Raw genomic sequence first — 19497 nt, 5'->3', positions numbered from 1 at the left:
TAGCAAGACATTCGGATAGTTGGTAGTTTAGATAGATACAGTTGGAACACCGAGCAAACAATATTAAGCCGGTTTAAGAGAATGGAGAATAATGCAATGGTAAGAATTGCAATTGCTGGCGCTGCTGGTCGAATGGGAAGAAATCTTGTAAAAGCGGCAAATCACAACCCTAACTCAAGTGTTGGTGCTGGTTCAGAGCGCCCTGAGTCTTCTTTAGTTGGAGTTGATATTGGTGAACTGTGTGGTGAAAGCCGTTTGGATGTATCACTCGTCGATAATTTAGAGCAGTCCATCGAACAATTTGATGTAATTATTGATTTCACAGCACCTAAAAGTACTCTGGCAAACATTGAGCTTTGTAAGAAATATAATAAAAAACTGGTCATTGGTACTACTGGTTTTAGTGATGAAGAACGTACTTTAATCGACGAAGCAGCGAAAGAAATATCTATCGTAATGGCTCCCAACTACAGTGTTGGAGTAAACCTTGTTTTTAAACTGCTTGAAAAAGCGGCGAAAGTGATGGGTGATTACTGCGATATCGAAATTGTTGAAGCGCATCACCGTCATAAAGTCGATGCACCATCTGGTACTGCTATCGGTATGGGTGAGGCTATTGCAGGAGCGATGGGCAATAAGCTCAGTGATGTTGCTGTTTATGCTCGTGAAGGTATTACGGGTGAACGTACTCGTGACGAAATTGGTTTTGCGACAATTCGAGCGGGTGACATTGTTGGTGAACATACTGCGATGTTTGCTGATATCGGTGAGCGTGTAGAGATTACTCATAAGGCGACCGATCGTATGACATTTGCTAATGGTGCTGTGCGTGCAGCTATCTGGTTAGCGGACAAACCAGCAGGCTTTTATACGATGACCGAAGTTCTTGAACTGAATAGTTTGTAAAATACATAATTATGCGTCACCTAAGGGTGGCGCTTTTTTTTATCTATCCATTACTCGTTTTTTTATTAGAAAAAATAACTGGTCTAAAAAAGCAATTTCTGGTGCATTTAATTGTGTTTTTTGTCGCTTATGAATGCTTTTTTGTTTCTAGTTCCTATTTTTTATTGTTAAGTTTGTGGTGATATCGTTTGCTTATGTGGGTAAATTCGCTATCGTTCTCTGGGGAGTATGTGGTGGTGGTTTTTTAGTCATATCTCATTCACATTAGAAAGGGATAATAGAAAAAGCATCGTTTTCACCTTTTTTACGCAAAATCTTTAAATAAACCAAGAAATATTCATTTTATTTTTTACTCAATATTGACAGGTTTCGTTGTGCTAATTAGAATACCGCCAATTTGTCTGTAAGACCCAAAAGCAATTTTAAATCGCGAAATGGAAGGCAAATGTGAAGTTTAATTTAAATTTTTTGCATTTTTATTCTGGAGGTTGTCTTGAGTAAATCAGCACTGTTAGTCCTAGAAGATGGGACAGTGTTCCGCGGAGTGTCCATCGGCGCAGATGGTTCATCCGTTGGTGAAGTCGTTTTTAATACCTCGATGACGGGGTATCAAGAAATCCTCACTGATCCTTCCTATTCTCAACAAATCGTTACTCTTACTTATCCTCACATTGGCAATACCGGTACCAATACCGAAGATGAAGAATCCACTGCGATTCATGCTCAAGGCCTTGTGATCCGCGATCTCCCTCTTATTGCTTCTAACTTCCGCAGCGAAAAATCCCTTTCTGATTACCTTAAAGATAACAATATTGTTGGTATTGCTGATATCGACACACGTAAGTTGACTCGTCTATTACGTGAAAAAGGTGCTCAGATCGGTTGTATCGTTGCTGGTGATAACTTGGATGAAGCTTTAGCTCTAACTAAGGCAAAAGAATTCCCAGGCCTAAAAGGCATGGATTTAGCGAAAGTAGTAACCACAAAAGAAGCTTACCCTTGGAAACAAGGCTCTTGGTCACTAGAGAATGGTTTACCACAAGCAAAAGATGATAGTGAATTACCTTATCATGTTGTTGCTTATGACTTTGGAGCAAAACGTAACATCTTACGTATGCTTGTTGACCGAGGCTGTCGACTAACGGTTGTTCCTGCTGAAACTTCAGCAGAAGAAGTGTTAGCGTTGAATCCTGACGGTATTTTCTTATCAAATGGCCCTGGTGACCCAGAACCATGTACTTACGCGATTGAAGCGACTAAGACTTTCTTAGATAAAGGTATTCCAGTATTTGGTATCTGTTTAGGTCACCAAATCTTGGCTTTGGCGTCTGGCGCTAAAACTATCAAAATGAAGTTTGGTCACCACGGTGCTAACCACCCAGTAAAAGACTTAGATCGTGATGTAGTGATGATTACTTCGCAGAACCATGGTTTTGCTGCTGATGAAGCGACGTTACCTGACAATCTACGTGCGACTCATAAATCGCTGTTTGATGGTTCTCTACAAGGTATTCATCGTACAGATAAGCCAGCATTTAGTTTCCAGGGTCACCCAGAAGCGAGCCCTGGTCCACATGATGCTGCGCCATTATTTGACCACTTTATCGATTTGATTCAACAACACCGCGCTTAATTTGGAGTAGTAAACAATGCCAAAACGTACTGACATAAAGAGCATTCTAATCTTAGGTGCTGGTCCTATTGTTATCGGTCAGGCTTGTGAGTTTGACTACTCAGGTGCTCAAGCTTGTAAAGCGCTGCGCGAAGAGGGTTATCGAGTTATCCTTGTGAACTCAAACCCTGCAACTATCATGACTGACCCAGAGATGGCTGATGCGACTTATATCGAGCCAATCAACTGGGAAGTTGTGCGCAAAATTATTGAGAAAGAACGCCCTGATGCCATTCTGCCAACCATGGGGGGTCAAACAGCACTGAACTGTGCTTTGGATTTAGAAAAATACGGTGTATTGGCTGAATTCAATGTCGAGATGATTGGTGCAACTGCTGACGCGATTGATAAAGCGGAAGACCGTTCTCGTTTTGATAAAGCGATGAAGTCGATTGGTCTTGAATGTCCTCGTGCTGATACTGCAAAAAGCATGGAAGAAGCCTACAAAGTCCTAGAGATGGTTGGCTTTCCTTGTATCATCCGCCCTTCATTTACCATGGGTGGTACTGGTGGTGGTATCGCATACAATAAAGAAGAGTTTGACGATATCTGTCGTCGAGGTTTAGACCTATCTCCAACCAATGAGCTATTAATCGATGAATCACTTATCGGTTGGAAAGAGTACGAGATGGAAGTGGTTCGTGACAAAAACGACAACTGTATCATCGTATGTTCTATCGAAAACTTTGACGCAATGGGAATCCACACTGGTGACTCAATCACAGTGGCTCCTGCGCAAACGCTTACAGATAAAGAATACCAATTAATGCGTAACGCTTCTCTAGCGGTATTGCGTGAAATTGGTGTTGAAACAGGTGGTTCAAACGTTCAGTTTGGTATCAACCCGAAAGATGGCCGCATGGTTATCATCGAGATGAACCCTCGTGTATCTCGTTCTTCTGCACTTGCATCGAAAGCAACAGGTTTCCCTATTGCAAAAGTGGCAGCAAAATTGGCGATCGGCTACACCCTAGACGAGCTAATGAACGACATCACTGGTGGCGCTACCCCAGCATCATTCGAACCTACTATCGACTACGTTGTTACTAAGATTCCTCGTTTTAACTTCGAGAAATTTAATGGCTCTAACGACCGTCTCACCACTCAGATGAAATCAGTGGGTGAGGTGATGGCGATTGGTCGTAACCAACAAGAATCACTGCAAAAAGCACTTCGCGGCCTTGAAGTAGGCGCGACTGGTTTCGATAGTATGGTTGATCTTGAAGCGCCTGATGCATTAACTAAGATTCGTTATGAGCTAAAAGAAGCTGGCGCTCAGCGTATCTGGTATATTGCTGATGCATTCCGTGCAGGTATGTCTGTTGATGGCATCTTCAATCTAACTAACATTGACCGCTGGTTCTTGGTTCAAATTGAAGAGCTAATTCAACTAGAAGCTGATATTAAAGCGGGTGGTTTTGCTGGTTTAACTGAAGATGTACTGCGTCGTGTTAAGCGTAAAGGTTTTGCCGATGCTCGCTTATCTAAACTGCTTGGCGTAGCTGAAAAAGAAATTCGTCGAGTACGTGACCAATACAATATTCACCCTGTATACAAACGCGTGGATACTTGTGCGGCTGAATTTGCATCAGATACTGCTTACATGTACTCATCTTACGATGAAGAGTGTGAAGCAAACCCAACTGATCGTGAGAAAATAATGGTTCTGGGTGGTGGTCCAAACCGTATCGGTCAAGGTATCGAATTTGATTACTGTTGTGTACACGCTTCACTAGCACTGCGTGAAGACGGTTACGAAACCATCATGGTGAACTGTAACCCAGAAACAGTATCAACTGACTACGATACATCAGATCGCCTGTACTTCGAGCCCGTTACTCTGGAAGATGTTCTTTCAATTGTACGTGTTGAAAAACCAAAAGGTGTGATTGTTCAATACGGTGGTCAAACTCCTCTGAAATTGGCTCGTGAACTTGAAGCATTTGGTGTGCCAATTATCGGTACTAGCCCAGATGCTATCGACCGTGCTGAAGATCGCGAACGTTTCCAACACGCTGTTCAACGTCTAGGTTTGAAACAGCCTGAAAACGCAACGGTTACAGCGATTGATCAAGCAGTAGAAAAAGCAAGAGAGATTGGTTACCCATTAGTGGTTCGTCCTTCATATGTATTGGGTGGCCGTGCAATGGAAATCGTATACGATGAAGCAGACCTGCGTCGTTACTTCAATGAAGCGGTAAGTGTTTCTAATGAATCACCAGTCCTTCTTGATCGTTTCCTAGATGATGCAACGGAAGTGGATATCGATGCTATCTGTGACGGTGAGCGTGTGCTTATCGGCGGTATCATGGAGCATATTGAACAAGCGGGTGTTCACTCTGGTGACTCTGCATGTTCGCTTCCTGCTTACACGCTAAGCCATGAAATTCAAGATAAAATGCGTGAAGAAGTTGAAAAACTGGCATTTGAACTTGGCGTTCGCGGTCTAATGAATACTCAGTTTGCAGTTAAAGATAACGAAATCTATCTGATTGAAGTGAACCCTCGTGCTGCACGTACGGTTCCATTCGTATCAAAAGCAACGGGTGCTCAGTTAGCGAAAATTGCTGCTCGTGTCATGGTTGGTCAAACACTTGAACAACAAGGTTACACGAAAGAAATTATCCCACCTTACTACGCAGTGAAAGAAGTGGTTCTGCCATTTAACAAATTCCCTGGCGTTGACCCACTGTTAGGCCCTGAAATGCGCTCAACGGGTGAAGTTATGGGGATTGGTGAAACATTCGCTGAAGCCTTCGCAAAAGCAGAAATGGCTTGTGGTAGTTATTACCCAGAAGCGGGGCGTGCGCTTCTTTCTGTTCGTGATGGTGATAAAGAGCGTGTTGTAGACCTTGCATCTAAGCTCGTTAAGCTTGGTTACAAACTTGATGCCACTCACGGTACAGCTGTTATTCTTGGCGAAGCTGGTATTAACCCTCGTCTTGTTAACAAAGTACATGAAGGTCGCCCTCACATTCTTGACCGTATCAAGAACAATGAGTATACCTACATTGTAAATACGGCAGCTGGTCGTCAAGCGATTGAAGATTCAAAAGTACTTCGCCGTGGTGCTTTGCTTGAAAAAGTGAACTACACTACGACTCTTAACGCGGCATTTGCAACCTGTATGGCACACACTGCAGACGCAAAAGCAGCAGTTCGTTCAGTACAAGAGCTGCACGCATTAGTTCGCGAAAATCAGGCATGATACTAACTAGTTAGTCAAGCATTGAACTTAATTTAGCCCACCTTATGGTGGGCTTTTTTATTGCTATTTTGCTGATTATAACCAAATATTCGATTATTTTAGAACCTAGTTAAATAATGAAAAATTGGAATAGATCAGTGTCGCCACTTTCGCTGTTTATTGATTAATGACAGTGATAATTTGCGCCTTTTGTTAGTTGTATCTTCAGAGGGTTAATGGACGTTTCGTTACAAGTACTTACGATGTTGTTTTTTGTTGCAGGTGCCGCGGGGTTTATCGATGCGATGGCTGGTGGTGGAGGGTTAATTACTTTACCTGCTTTGCTTGCTGCTGGTGTCTCTCCAGCTCAAGCGCTGGCAACGAATAAATTACAAAGTTCATTTGGTAGTTTTTCTGCTTCGCTATATTTTATCCGTAATGGGCACGTCAAACTAAAAGAAATGGGGCTTGCGATTGTTTGCACTTACATTGGGGCAGCAACGGGGGCCGAGTTAGTCCAGCGCATTGATGCCTCAGTACTGACCACGCTTATTCCTGGCTTACTCATTTCCATATCTTTGTATTTTTTATTAGCGCCACAAACGCGCAGAGATAGCAGTAAACAACCACTAAACCCTTTGTGGTTTGCCCTTACTGTGGGAACTTGCATTGGTTTTTATGATGGATTTTTTGGGCCAGGAACAGGCTCAATTTTTGCCGTATGCTTTATCTTATTGGGGCATTGTAATCTGGTGCAAGCCACAGCGCGGGCGAAAGTTTTAAATTTTACCTCTAATATTGCAGCGCTAACTTTTTTCTTAATTGCTGGTTTGCCAATATGGAAAATCGGTTTGGTGATGGCTGTTGGACAGTTCTTAGGTGGGCGATTAGGGGCGAAGGTCGTTATCGCCAAAGGACAAAAGTGGATTCGTCCATTGGTGATTATCATGTGTCTAATTATGGCGTTAAAGTTGCTGTTGGAACAGTACCAGCAATGGTTTCAATCCATCTTTTAACACGTGTTGAACGGTAAGTATTCGCTCGAACACAAATGTGTATCGGGCGAGTTAATTGCGCTAATTGCGGAAAATCAAAACAGTATTTGGCATCGATGCGTAACGTTTGTACCACTGAGAGAGGAACAAGGGCTGGAGCGGTATCCCCAAGAGCTAATTGCGCCGCTGCTGTGTAAGAGTCCATTTGCATCATTGGGTGAATTCCCAGCTTTGCCAATATGGAACTTTGATATGTATTGGCCGTATTCACTAGGTCATTGGTGATCAATTCACTAGGGAGTGTGGTTAAAGGTTGATGACTGACGATCAAGAAAGGCTCGTCACAGAGGTGAAAAGCCAGTAAACCATGGTTTGCTGATAAATGCCCAGCACAAAAACCAATGGTTGCTCGTCCTGATTTTACATTATCAATAATTCGCGGAGTGTGGTTGGTCGTGATCGTAAAGTGAGGATCGAGTTTTCTATATTCACCAATTACTTGATTAATATAACCTGCAACCAATGTTTCAGAACAGTCGAGCCTGATCGGGGTGTGATCCTCAAGAGTTTGTTGATCAAACATCAATCCGCGTAGTTCATTAAATGTTGGTTCGATATTCGCAATTAACTGTTCGGCATCAGCGGTGAGCTTAATATGGCGCCCGGCTGGAACGATAAGTTTTTTACCTAACTTTTGTTCTAGGTTGGCGATGCGCTTACTGACAGCGGATTGGCTGATATATAGTAATGCCCCAGTTCGGCTCATGGTTTTTTCTTTACTAAGTACCAGTAATGTTTCTAATCCTTCCAATAACATTGCGCTTTCTCATACTGCTGACGGCCTCATTTAAGCAAATTAGTCTTAAGATGGGTAGTGATTTTTTAGCGCATTATCAGCTGAAAAATATTGGATAAATTCCCATTCGATCCCGCTGTTATCAAAAAAGTAGACTCGTTTTCTATATTGGCTGTTTTCATTAATTTCATTAAGTCGGTAACCCGCATCTAATAGTCTTTGCTCTACAGCAAGGGCATCGTCTACGACTATTCCAATATGATTAATACCCACATCGTTATATGGTGTGCGATTGCTATTTTCTTTATCGGTCATTTCCTGTAATGCAATGTAGCTATCCTGTGTTCCGATATGTGCCCAGCGGTAACCATTTTCTCCTTGATGACGTACTTTAAAATCAGGTAATGCCAATTGAATAAACTCAATAGCTTCATCGATATTTTTTACAGTGACATTGGTGTGTTCAACATAGCTTGGCATATAACATTTCTCCACTTAAATAAAGTTTTTTGTTTATATAGTCACGTGGAGCTATATAAGTAAATAAAAAACTTTATTTAAGTGGCTTGGTCAGATGGAATTGTGATCAATATCTTGGTTGATATGATCAAATAGAGTTTGGAGAGCGATAAAAAGCCCCGCGTAAATAGCGAGGCTCGATGGGATAATTAAGCATTATGATAGATTACGCGTAACTTTCGGAATGTTGTTCGACTAATTCTGCCGGGAAGTGTTCACTAGGATTGATGAGTTCATCTTGTGCTGCAATCGTTTGCAATTCCCATTCTCCGCTTTTAAAGGTTGTTTTTAGAACGCCATGCACTGCATCATGGCAGTGTTGGAATGCTTGTAGTGGAGACCAGCCTTTTAGTAAACCTGCAGTAAAGATTGATGTGATTAAATCGCCTACACCGATGGGCTCTTTACAAATCTGATAAAGAGGGCGTTTTGCCAAATAGACGCCATCTTTGGTGGCTAGCATCATATTGAAATTCTGTTTATCGATACCATGTAGATGTTTAGCAATGATAAGTTTAGGTCCTTTAGTCAGCGCCTTATGACAAGCTTTGACGGCATCTTCTAAGCTATTAATTTCCATATTCGCAATTTGTGAAAGCTCGAACTGGTTTGGCACAATGACATCAGCAATTGGAATCAAGGTATTAATCAATTGTTCAGTGATCCCCGGTGCCACAATACATCCTTTCTCAGGATTACTCATAACCGGGTCACAGACATAAAGAGCATTTGGGTTGGCTTGTTTTACTTTCGCTACTGTATCGGCGACGACAGAACATTGCTCTGCAGTCCCTTGGTAACCTGTAACCACAGCTTGGCATTCGGTTAATACATCAAGGTTAGCCAAACCACGAACGACTTCAGCAATATCGTCAGCAGTAAAGGCATGTCCAGTCCATCCTTGTGTGTAATGAGTATGATTAGAAAATTGGACAGTATGGATTGGCCAGACTTCAAACCCCATTCGTTGCATTGGAAAAACAGCGCTGCTATTCCCTGCATGGCCATAACTCACATGTGATTGGATGGATAGAATCCCTTGCATAACAATCGTATCTCTTTTGATTAACTTTGATATATAAATAAACGGTGAACACCGTCAGTTGTTGATTGAGTCTGTGCTTCAGACCATGTCATTAAGGCTACACCTAAGTGGTGAAAAGCAACAGTGATATTTATTCATTAACAGCGAATATTACAAATGGTTTCAACTGCTGTTAACTGATTTTACCGAGTTTTCTTATTCTATACCCGACTAACCTCAAGAGGCTGTTTCAGCGAGAATGTATTCGTATTTGGGCATGAAGCTCCAGTCACTCCACATTGAAAGAGAATGAGCATTCCTACCGTGATTGAGCTTGATCTAGGTTCGTTGATCAAGCTCTGAATTCTGCATTTTGCGAGCATTTGGGTATAGGTTATTAACGTTGTAGAGCAAAGATTGGTAGTGATAAATGCCAGCGAATAGCGCCTAACCGAATAATAAGTGTCGACGATATACCAGATAAAAGGGCAGTTTCGGATGAATAGCCTAATGCGAGCGCAGAGGTGTGAAATACACCGCCTATAATACAAGCTGTTGCGTAAACTTCACTACGCAACACCATTGGGATTTCTCTCGCCAGCACATCACGAATGATACCACCGCCACAGCCAGTTAGAACGCCCATAATAATTGCAACGAGCGGTGAACTTTGATAACTCATGGCTTTTTCGACACCAATACCGACAAAAACAGCAAGCCCAATAGCATCGCAGACAGGCAGAATCCACCAAGCTACTCTTTTAGGGCGTCGAACGATCAACATAGTAATAATACAAGTGATTAGAATAACCCACAGGTAGCTGGTGTTACGAATCCAAAAGACAGGGGTTGCGCCCAAGGCCATATCACGAATAGTACCGCCGCCAATCGCAGTAACACTGGCGAGAACGATTACCCCAAATGGATCCATACGTAAGCGACCAGCAAGTAGGACACCAGAAACGGCAAATATCGCCGTACCAAATAGGTCAATAGAGTAGAGTAATGAAATATCCACCGTTAATCGCGCTCTTGTCATTTAGGGAAGTCAATCGGCCACGGATTGTACGAGATTTAGTGGGCGATCGGCTACTATTTTCTGGTCAGATTTTCTCGTGCTTGAGCGAAATATTGGCAGACTTCTTTAATCGCGCGTAAGGTGCGCGGAGTTGGGCGATTAAGCCAGTCAGAATGAAGCGACCAAACCCGATGATGACCGACAGCTGGAATTTCATTTTTCCATTCTTGCCACATTGAACCGTCAGTCATCGCATGTTCTGAGGTGAAAATAACATCGGGTTGGGCGAGGACGACCTGTTCTATACCAACTTGCGGATAGGGACTGGGGCTGTCACCAAATACATTTTTACCGCCACAAAAAGAGAAGACTTCACTCGGCCAGTTATCTTGAGCCACAGTAATAATCGGTTTTTGACTGAGCTGATAAAAATAACGAACGGGTGTTTGATGACTATAACGTTGCTTGAGTGCTTTCAGTTGTGAGTTAAATGTTTTAGCTGCTTGTTGGCCAATACTGGGATTAGTTGCAAACTGGCTTAAATCGATAAGATTTTTGCTGATATCTGCCAGTGTTTGGACATGGGATGCGTAGAGATGAAAGCCCATCTGCTTTAATTTATTGATCTCTCGTACCGGATTGCCTTCTGGCCAAGTAATAATGAGATCGGGTTGTAGCGCTACGATCCTATCGACATTGATGCCTTTGTAGTTCGCAATCTTTTCCAGCTTTTGCGCTGCGGGGGGATAATCGCTGTAGTCACTAACAGCAATCAGCTTATCTCCTAGTCCAGCAGCAAAGGCTAGCTCTGTAGCATGAGGTGATAAGCTAATGATTCTTTGCGGGGTAGAGGCATAAACAGCAGAGCTGGCAATAAACAATAATGCGGTTAAACATATTGCGCCATAAGACATAAATAGGCGAATAAACAACAAGAAATTATACTCCGTGGTAGATAGCAAGCATGAGCAGGCTTTCTAGCAGAATCCAGATAAATGATCGCCAAGCAAGCAGGCTTTGAATTTGGGAAAGATGAAGCGCGGCAGGAGCGATTCGTCCACCAATTTTACTACGCACAGCTTTCTTTTTACCGTAAATAGCGGGACCGCCAAGTGCCAACTGGAGTTTGTTACTAACGACGCAGAGCAGCCATGCTGGCCCTGGAAGCGGCCATGTCGGTGCTTGTTCGCGCATTTTTTGCCATACATATCCGCTCTGCTTTCCAACGAGTAGCAATAAGCTAAATAAACGCAGAGGGATAACATCTAAAACCGCGACAACTCGAACAACAGGGAGACCAAACGGGGAATAATTATCCCGTGTTGGTGACCAAGCGCGAGCCAGTTCGGCTAATAGTCGGTAGGTGAGAGCCCCAATCCCGCCAAAAATCCCATACCAAAATAATACGGCAATGACATTACGTCCAAAGCCCATGATTAGAGTTTCGGCGGTAGCTTTTCCTAGGCCAAGAGCGGATAGACGTGAAGTATCACGATTGACATAAACCGAGAGTTTATCCCTTGCTGCCACCTTGTCTTGTTCGGCTAGGGCGAGTGAAATGTGTTTGGTTAATCCCTCTTGTGTGCGCCAATCAATTGCGAGCAATAACAGTGCAAGTTCAAATAGAGCGGGTTGCCAAACTAACATTTTTAATGCAATCAATACCGCTAATGTTGGTAACAACATAAATAACCAAGCGAGTGTGCCGGATATATAACTTTGTTGATATGTATTATTACGGTTGACCTTGTCAGCTAATAGCTCTGCAAACTTATGCCATAAGGTAACAGGGTGAGCACTATGAGGAATGGGGATGATTAAATGAAATAGTAGTGCGCCCCATAAGGCTAAGAGCGCACCATTGGTATAGACAGAATGAAAAAATTCGTCCATTTAGCCTGCACTTATTTTAATAGTTCGATCATCTTCAGAACCATTTCTGAAGAGCTTTGTGCTGCAAGTGGTAAGAATTCATCAAATGACATTGGTGACTCTTTATCCGCAACATCAGAAATAGCGCGAACAACGACAAATGGCACATTAAATTGGTGACAAGTTTGGGCGATCGCGGACGCTTCCATTTCAACAGCAACCACTGATGGGAAGTGCTTACGGATGTATTCTTGTTGCTCTGACTTACAAATAAAGGCATCACCAGTACAGATCAAGCCACGTACTGCGTGTTTATCCGTTGTACCAAGGGCTTTTTCTGCCACTGACATAAGGTTTTCATCAGCCATAAATGCTGCAGGTTGGCCTGCCATTTGCCCCATCTCGTAACCGAAAGCCGTTACGTCTGCATCATGGTGACGAACTTCACTTGAAATGACTACATCACCCATTGTTAGGGAAGTATCAAAGCCGCCCGCAGAGCCAGTGTTAATCACGACATCCGGTTGGTAATCACTAAGTAAAATGGCAGTGCCGACAGCAGCAGATACTTTACCAATCCCTGATTGAAGAAGTACAACTTCTGCGCCATTGATTTGACCACAGTAGTATGTGCAGCCCGCTTTGTTTACTTGCTCAGCGTTTTGCATTGCGTCTTTAAGGATTGCGACTTCTTGCTCCATCGCGCCAATGATGCCAATTTTCATGGATAATCTCTATCGGTTGGAAATCATGTTGAGAGCACAACTTATCGTTAAGTTGCCGCCACTCTCCACTCATTAAATTCAAATATAAATATAGTTTAACACGACCTTTCTATTTGAATCGATACGTTTAACTTAGGGCTCGTCTAAAAGTCCCGCTAAATCCAATTTGTCACGTAGCGTTTCAGCTCGACGTCTGTTGGCGCCAAAATCGGGATAATCTGCACGAGATTGAGAGCGTACGACTAATTGAAAATCCGTTAACTTTAACTCCAAGTCATCAACTATACGGAGTATTTTTGAGGTGCATTCAACTCGTAAATACTGAGAGTCTTTGTCTCTATCCGCTATTTTTGTTCCGGGAAGGGTCAGCACTACTCGTTTGACTTGGTCTAATGTCACACCGGGTCGCAAAATATAGGGCGCAAGATAAAAATCTTCTCGGCTGTCTGATGTGGAAACGCAGCTGGCTTTTTGGCTACAGGGAATATCAGTACGGTCTTTCGCTGGCGCGATTCCTTGACTGCATGCTCCTAGCATTAAACAGCAAATAATGAGTGTAATACGATGAATCATGACTGCACCTCGGGTGCTTAATCAAACTATCGATACCAATCCTTTGTGCTAACTCTTTGGACTGGCACACAAAAAATAAACAATTGCTGCGATTATAGGCTCAGATATAAAAAAAAGGATCCATATCACTATGAATCCTTTAATAAATTATGATTTATGTGCGCTAAAACACTAAATATCGAGGAAATCTAGGATGCCATTTGCAGCTTTTCGACCTTCATCAATCGCTGTGACGACCAAATCAGAGCCTCGAACTGCATCACCGCCTGCAAATATTTTTGCGTTCGACGTTTGGTATTGGAACTCTTGTTCACTTGGCGCTTTAATTCGGCCACGATCATCAAGTTCTACGCCATAAGGTTCTAACCAAGTCATTTGATGAGGTTGGAAACCAAAGGCCATGATCACAGCATCAGCGGCAAGAACATGCTCACTACCTGGTACTGGTTCTGGACGGCGGCGGCCAGCTGCATCAGGTTCACCTAGCGCTGTTTTGACCACTTTCACGCCCGTGACGTTACCTTGACCATCAACTTCGAGAGCAAGTGGTTGAACGTTAAACATAAATTCAACGCCTTCCTCACGCGCATTTTTTACTTCTTTACGAGAGCCTGGCATGTTGGCTTCATCGCGGCGGTAAGCACAAATGACTTGTTGGGCATTTTGACGAATGGAAGTCCGTACACAGTCCATCGCGGTATCACCACCACCAAGAACGACCACTTTTTTACCAGCCATATCGATGAAAGGTTCGTTGTTCCCTATTTCCATCACTTTGTAAGTGTTAGAAATAAGGAAAGGAAGGGCATCGTAAACACCTGATGCATCTTCATTTTCTAAACCTGCACGCATGTACTTGTAAGTCCCTACACCAAGGAATACGGCATCGTATTCATCGATCAGATCTTGCATTTGTACATCTTTGCCCACTTCTGTGTTCAAGCGGAATTCAACGCCCATTTCAGTAAAGATACGGCGGCGGTTTTCCATGACCGATTTTTCTAATTTGAACGAAGGAATACCAAACGTGAGGAGACCGCCAACTTCAGGGTAGCGATCAAACACAACAGGTTTTACACCGTTACGAATTAAAATATCTGCGGCAGCAAGACCAGCAGGCCCAGCTCCGATAATGGCAACTTTTTTATCTGTCCATGTCACACTAGACATGTCAGGTTTCCATCCCATCTCAAAAGCTTTATCGGTGATGTATTTTTCAATATTACCAATAGTCACAGCACCGAAATCTTCACTCAGGGTACAAGAACCTTCACACAAACGATCTTGTGGGCATACACGGCCGCATACCTCTGGCAAGCTGTTTGTTTGATGAGAAAGCTCAACCGCTTCTAGGATTCGACCTTCGTTGGCAAGTTTCAACCATTGAGGAATGTAGTTATGTACAGGACATTTCCATTCACAGTATGGGTTACCACAGTCTAAACAGCGATCCGCTTGTGCGGTCGCTTGTTGTTTAGTAAAGGGTTCGTAGATTTCTACGAACTCGATTTTACGAATGTTGAGTGGCTTTTTAGCCGGGTCAACACGGTTTACATCAATAAACTGGTAAACATTCTGGCTCATTGTTTTTGGCTCCTTCCAATTACTGTGCCTGAACGCGAAGTTCAGCTGCACTACGGCTTTGGTGACCCAATAGAGTCTGAAGATCCGCGGCCTGCGGTTTCACTAAATAGAACTTAGGAATCCATTCATCAAAGTTCGCTAAGATAGATTCAGCGTAAACCGAACCTGTCTCTTCTAAGTGCTCTGCAATCAGACCACGTAGATGTTCTTGGTGAATGTATAGGTCTTCTAAAGACAGTGCTTCAACAGACTCTTCGTTAACACGACCTTGGAAGTCGCCATTTTGGTCAAGTACATAAGCGAATCCGCCTGTCATACCTGCGCCAAAGTTAACACCTGTTGCCCCTAGAATTGCTACAATACCGCCTGTCATATATTCACAAGCGTTATCACCCGCGCCTTCGATAACCGCAATAGTGCCAGAGTTACGAACACCAAAACGTTCACCTGCTTTACCTGCCGCAAAGAGCTTACCGCCCGTCGCACCATATAAACAGGTGTTACCAATAATCGTTGCTTCATTACAAGCGAATGCTGTACCTTGGTGAGGTTTTACAACCAGCTTACCGCCAGCCATACCTTTACCCACATAGTCGTTTGCATCGCCAGTTAAAATAAGCTCAACACCACCTGCATTCCAAACACCAAATGATTGCCCCGCAGTACCTTCAAGAATAATTCGAGTCGGTGAGCCTGCTAGACCTTGGTTACCGTATCGTTTAGCAATTTCACCTGATAGGCGAGCACCAATTGAACGGTCGGTGTTAATAACGCTGTAGTAAAGCTCTTGAGATTCTTCTCTTTCCACTGCTGCTATCGCATCTTTAACAATGCGTTGGTTTAGCTCACCGTTATCAAACGGTGTGTTTGGTTCAGTGCAGTAGAATGGAAAATCTTCTGGAGAAACTGGTTTTTCTAAGATGTTAGATAAATCTAGTTTGCTCTGTTTCGCTGTTAAACCTTCGATAGTTTCCAGTAAATCGGTACGACCAATAAGGTCTGTCAATTTCTCTACACCCAGTTCAGCAAGATATCCTCGTACTTCTTCTGCAAGACCAGTGAAATAGTGCATCACCATTTCAGGTAGGCCTTTGAAGTACTCTTTACGCAGTGTTTCATCTTGTGTCGCTACACCTGTTGCACAGTTGTTTAGGTGACAGATACGAAGGAATTTACATCCCATCGAAACCATTGGTGCAGTACCGAAACCGAAGCTTTCAGCACCTAAAATGGCACCTTTAATGACATCTAACCCTGTTTTTAAACCGCCATCGACTTGCAAGCGAATTTTATGACGAAGACCATTAGCAACAAGAGCTTGCTGAGTTTCAGCTAGGCCAAGTTCCCAAGGGCAACCCGCATATTTCACGGAAGTTAATGGACTTGCTGCCGTACCACCGTCATAACCTGAGATAGTGATAAGGTCTGCATAGGCTTTAGCAACACCTGTTGCGATAGTCCCTACGCCTGGTTCAGAAACGAGTTTTACCGACACGAGAGCATCTGGGTTAACTTGTTTTAAATCGAAAATGAGCTGAGCCAAATCTTCGATAGAGTAAATATCGTGGTGCGGTGGTGGAGAAATTAGGGTAACCCCTTGCACCGAGTGACGCAGTTTAGCTATTTCTGCAGTCACTTTATGGCCTGGTAGCTGACCACCTTCACCCGGTTTTGCACCTTGAGCAACTTTAATTTGAATGACATCTGCATTCGTTAGGTAATGTGGTGTCACCCCGAAACGACCTGATGCAACTTGCTTGATACGAGAGTTACGTTCAGTGCCAAAACGACGTGGATCTTCACCACCTTCACCAGAGTTTGAGAAGCCGCCAAGGCGGTTCATCGCTGTTGCAAGTGCTTCGTGAGCTTCAGGGCTTAATGCACCAATCGACATTGCCGCCGAGTCAAACCGTTTAAATAGGCCAGTTGTCGGCTCTACTTTTTCTAGTGGAATAGATTGGTCAGATTTTTTCAGCTTCATCAAGTCACGCAGTGTTGCCACTGGGCGATTGTTGACTTGGGCAGAGAAGGTTTTGTAATCCGATTGTTCACCTGATTTAACCGCTTTTTGCAATGTTTGCACGACATCTGGGTTAAATGCGTGGTATTCACCGCCGTGAACATATTTCAGTAAACCACCGTGCTCAATTGACTTACGTTTGGTCCATGCTTTACGAGACAAGTTGTACAAATCTTGTTGGAAATCAGCAAAGTTTGCACCTTGAATACGAGTAACCACACCTTTAAAGCACAGCTCAACAAGTTCAGAATTCAAACCAACGGCTTCAAACAGTTGTGAACAACGGTAAGACGCTACAGTTGAAATCCCCATTTTCGACATGATCTTATACAGACCTTTGTTGATGCCGTATTGGTAGTTTTGCATGACGGTACGGTAGTCTTTCTCTATCGCACCATCGTCAACCAACTTGCCTAGTGTTTCATAGGCGAGGTAAGGATAAATCGCAGTAGCACCAAAGCCGATTAAAACGGCAAATTGGTGTGGGTCACGAGCCGCAGCGGTTTCAACAATAATGTTGGCATCACAACGCAATTGTGTTTTCACTAAGCGAGTTTGAATCGCACCGACAGCCATAGCTGCTGGAATTGGCAGTTTGCCTTTGGTGAGTGCGCGATCAGAGAGTACCAGTAGTACTGTACCATCGCGAACTAATTGCTCAGCTTCATCACAAAGATCTAAAACCGCCTGTTTTAAATCTTTCTCTTCAGGATCAAAATTGATGTCGAGAATGGTATTGCGGTAGTGTTCATCATTGAGTGTCAGTAGTTGCTGCATGTCTGAGTAAAGCAGCACTGGCGAATCAAATGTCACTCGGTAAGCGTGTCCGTCGGTTTCATTGAACACGTTCATTTCTTGGCCGATACAAGTGGCAAGAGACATCACGTGTTTTTCACGTAATGGGTCAATCGGTGGGTTAGTGACCTGAGCGAATTTTTGACGGAAATAATCCGTGACTAACCGTTCTTTTGAAGACAAAACGGCCATTGGGGTGTCATCACCCATAGAGCCGACCGCTTCTTGTCCCATGTCGCCAAGAACACGAAGAATCTGATCGATTTCTTCATTACTCATCGCGAATTGCTTTTGGTACGTTTTCAGCAGATCGGGTTCAAATTCACGTTGACCCACTTTATCGTCCGGTAAATCAGAGAATGGTGTTAGTGGGTAGACACAACGGCTTAACCATTCTTTGTATGGGTGACGCACTTTTAGGTCGTTATCGATCTCGCTGGATTGCCAGATTTTAGCTTCTTTCGTGTCGATAACGAGCAGTTCGCCTGGACCAACACGGCCTTTTTCAGCCACTTCATCTGGTGCGTAATCCCAAATGCCGATTTCGGAAGCCAGTGTAATTAACTTATCTTTAGTGATCACATAGCGCGCAGGACGTAGGCCGTTACGGTCTAAGTTACAGGCAGCAAAACGGCCATCAGATAAGACGATACCAGCAGGGCCATCCCATGGTTCCATATGCTTTGAGTTGAAATCATAAAAGGCGCGTAAATCTTCATCCATGTCTGGGTGGTGCTGCCAAGCTGGCGGCACTAGCATACGCATTGCACGGAACAGGTCCATACCGCCTTGTAGAAGCAATTCCAGCATATTGTCTAGGCTAGATGAGTCTGAGCCTGTTTCGTTGACAAACGGTGCGGCACTTTGCAAATCGGGCAGTAATGGTGATGAGAATTTGTAGCCACGAGCGCGCGCCCATTCTCGGTTACCTTGAATGGTATTGATCTCACCGTTGTGGGCAAGATAACGGAATGGTTGAGCTAACGGCCAACGAGGTTGGGTGTTGGTCGAGAAACGCTGGTGGAATAGACAGATGGCAGATTCCATACGTAAATCAGCCAAATCTTTATAGAAGCGGGGAAGGTCTGCAGGCATACATAGGCCTTTGTAGACGATCACCTGAGTGGACAATGAACAGATATAAAAATCGTCATCTTCCGTAATTTGTTTTTCGATACGACGGCGAGCGATGTATAAACGACGCTCAATATCTCGAGCTTGCCAGCCAGCAGGTGCAGAAACAAAGACTTGCTGAATATCAGGCAAAGAGCTGCTTGCGATAGGACCTAGGACTTTTGCATTTGTTGGCACAGTACGCCAACCTGCAACAGTTAAAGTTTCTTGCGCAAGTTCTTTGTTGATAATATCGCGAGCTGTTTGTGCTTTGATAGGATCCTGGCTGAGGAAAATCATGCCGATAGCATATTGTTTTCCAAGCTTCCAGTTCTGCTCATCAGCGATTAAACGCATGTATGAGTCAGGTTTTTGTAATAGTAGGCCACACCCGTCACCGGTTTTACCATCAGCAGCAATACCGCCACGGTGTGTCATACGATCAAGAGCTGAAATAGCGGTTCGAACAAGCTTATGACTTGCTTGCCCTTCCATATGGGCAATTAACCCGAATCCGCAGTTATCTCGTTCAAAACTTGGATCATATAGAGCCATTGCAATTCTCCCTTCTTGCCTTTGTTCTGTCTTCCAGACAGTAAATGACTAGATATTCTTGTAAATTATACTTATATGAATGTTTATATTTAAAATATGATTAAAACTGTAAAAGAGCTCTGTCTAAAATTTTTCACTGAGCT

The 19497-nt window shown here is 43.5% G+C and carries 14 protein-coding genes; 4 read left to right on the top strand and 10 right to left on the bottom strand.

The features are described from left to right. The first annotated feature begins 96 nt into the window (after positions 1-96). The 4 genes from dapB to F9817_RS01000 all read left to right on the top strand — a co-directional run bounded on the left by dapB (position 97) and on the right by F9817_RS01000 (position 6781). On the top strand, positions 97-906 hold the full coding sequence (gene dapB / locus F9817_RS01015) for a 4-hydroxy-tetrahydrodipicolinate reductase (RefSeq protein ID WP_161153090.1): 810 nt from the start codon (positions 97-99) through the stop codon (positions 904-906). A 493-nt stretch (positions 907-1399) separates the two neighbouring features. Then, positions 1400-2539, top strand: a complete 1140-nt coding sequence (gene carA / locus F9817_RS01010) for a glutamine-hydrolyzing carbamoyl-phosphate synthase small subunit (protein ID WP_161153089.1) — start codon at positions 1400-1402, stop codon at positions 2537-2539. Between the two features lie 16 nt (positions 2540-2555). Then, positions 2556-5786 carry a carbamoyl-phosphate synthase large subunit gene (gene carB, locus F9817_RS01005; protein ID WP_161153088.1) on the top strand — a complete coding sequence of 1077 codons (3231 nt, stop codon included), beginning with the start codon at positions 2556-2558 and terminating at the stop codon, positions 5784-5786. A gap of 215 nt (positions 5787-6001) precedes the next feature. Further along, positions 6002-6781 carry a TSUP family transporter gene (locus F9817_RS01000; protein WP_161153087.1) on the top strand — a complete coding sequence of 260 codons (780 nt, stop codon included), beginning with the start codon at positions 6002-6004 and terminating at the stop codon, positions 6779-6781. Here F9817_RS01000 and F9817_RS00995 read toward each other — a convergent pair. The 10 genes from F9817_RS00995 to gltB all read right to left on the bottom strand — a co-directional run bounded on the left by F9817_RS00995 (position 6723) and on the right by gltB (position 19354). Further along, positions 6723-7577, bottom strand: coding sequence for a LysR family transcriptional regulator (locus F9817_RS00995; RefSeq protein WP_161153086.1), 855 nt, complete (start codon positions 7575-7577; stop codon positions 6723-6725). The genes F9817_RS01000 and F9817_RS00995 overlap by 59 nt on opposite strands. Positions 7578-7622: 45 nt before the next feature. Next, a complete protein-coding gene (locus F9817_RS00990; RefSeq protein ID WP_161153085.1) occupies positions 7623-8036 on the bottom strand; it encodes a VOC family protein in 414 nt (137 codons plus the stop codon). Between the two features lie 205 nt (positions 8037-8241). Continuing rightward, positions 8242-9120 carry a pyridoxal kinase PdxY gene (pdxY, locus tag F9817_RS00985; protein WP_161153084.1) on the bottom strand — a complete coding sequence of 293 codons (879 nt, stop codon included), beginning with the start codon at positions 9118-9120 and terminating at the stop codon, positions 8242-8244. A gap of 376 nt (positions 9121-9496) precedes the next feature. Next, positions 9497-10117 carry a TRIC cation channel family protein gene (locus F9817_RS00980; RefSeq protein WP_161153147.1) on the bottom strand — a complete coding sequence of 207 codons (621 nt, stop codon included), beginning with the start codon at positions 10115-10117 and terminating at the stop codon, positions 9497-9499. Between the two features lie 74 nt (positions 10118-10191). Beyond that, on the bottom strand, positions 10192-11031 hold the full coding sequence (btuF, locus tag F9817_RS00975; protein ID WP_161153146.1) for a vitamin B12 ABC transporter substrate-binding protein BtuF: 840 nt from the start codon (positions 11029-11031) through the stop codon (positions 10192-10194). 25 nt (positions 11032-11056) lie between these two features. Next, complete coding sequence (locus tag F9817_RS00970; protein WP_161153083.1) at positions 11057-12010, bottom strand: cobalamin biosynthesis family protein; 954 nt, start codon at positions 12008-12010, stop codon at positions 11057-11059. Between the two features lie 11 nt (positions 12011-12021). Further along, the gene (mtnN, locus tag F9817_RS00965; RefSeq protein ID WP_161153082.1) at positions 12022-12714 is read right to left on the bottom strand and encodes a 5'-methylthioadenosine/S-adenosylhomocysteine nucleosidase; all 693 of its coding nucleotides are present in this window, start codon (positions 12712-12714) and stop codon (positions 12022-12024) included. 132 nt (positions 12715-12846) lie between these two features. Beyond that, complete coding sequence (locus F9817_RS00960) at positions 12847-13251, bottom strand: DUF1499 domain-containing protein (RefSeq protein ID WP_230389505.1); 405 nt, start codon at positions 13249-13251, stop codon at positions 12847-12849. Between the two features lie 207 nt (positions 13252-13458). Continuing rightward, entirely contained in the window at positions 13459-14871 is a 1413-nt protein-coding gene (locus tag F9817_RS00955; RefSeq protein WP_161153080.1) for an FAD-dependent oxidoreductase, read from the bottom strand. Positions 14872-14890: 19 nt separating this feature from the next. Next, on the bottom strand, positions 14891-19354 hold the full coding sequence (gltB, locus tag F9817_RS00950) for a glutamate synthase large subunit (RefSeq protein WP_161153079.1): 4464 nt from the start codon (positions 19352-19354) through the stop codon (positions 14891-14893). Between the last annotated feature and the right edge of the window lie 143 nt (positions 19355-19497).

This window comes from Vibrio eleionomae (genome assembly GCF_009874545.1).
Classification (GTDB): Bacteria; Pseudomonadota; Gammaproteobacteria; order Enterobacterales; family Vibrionaceae; genus Vibrio; species Vibrio nitrifigilis.
This window is presented reverse-complemented; position numbering and strand designations above follow the sequence as displayed.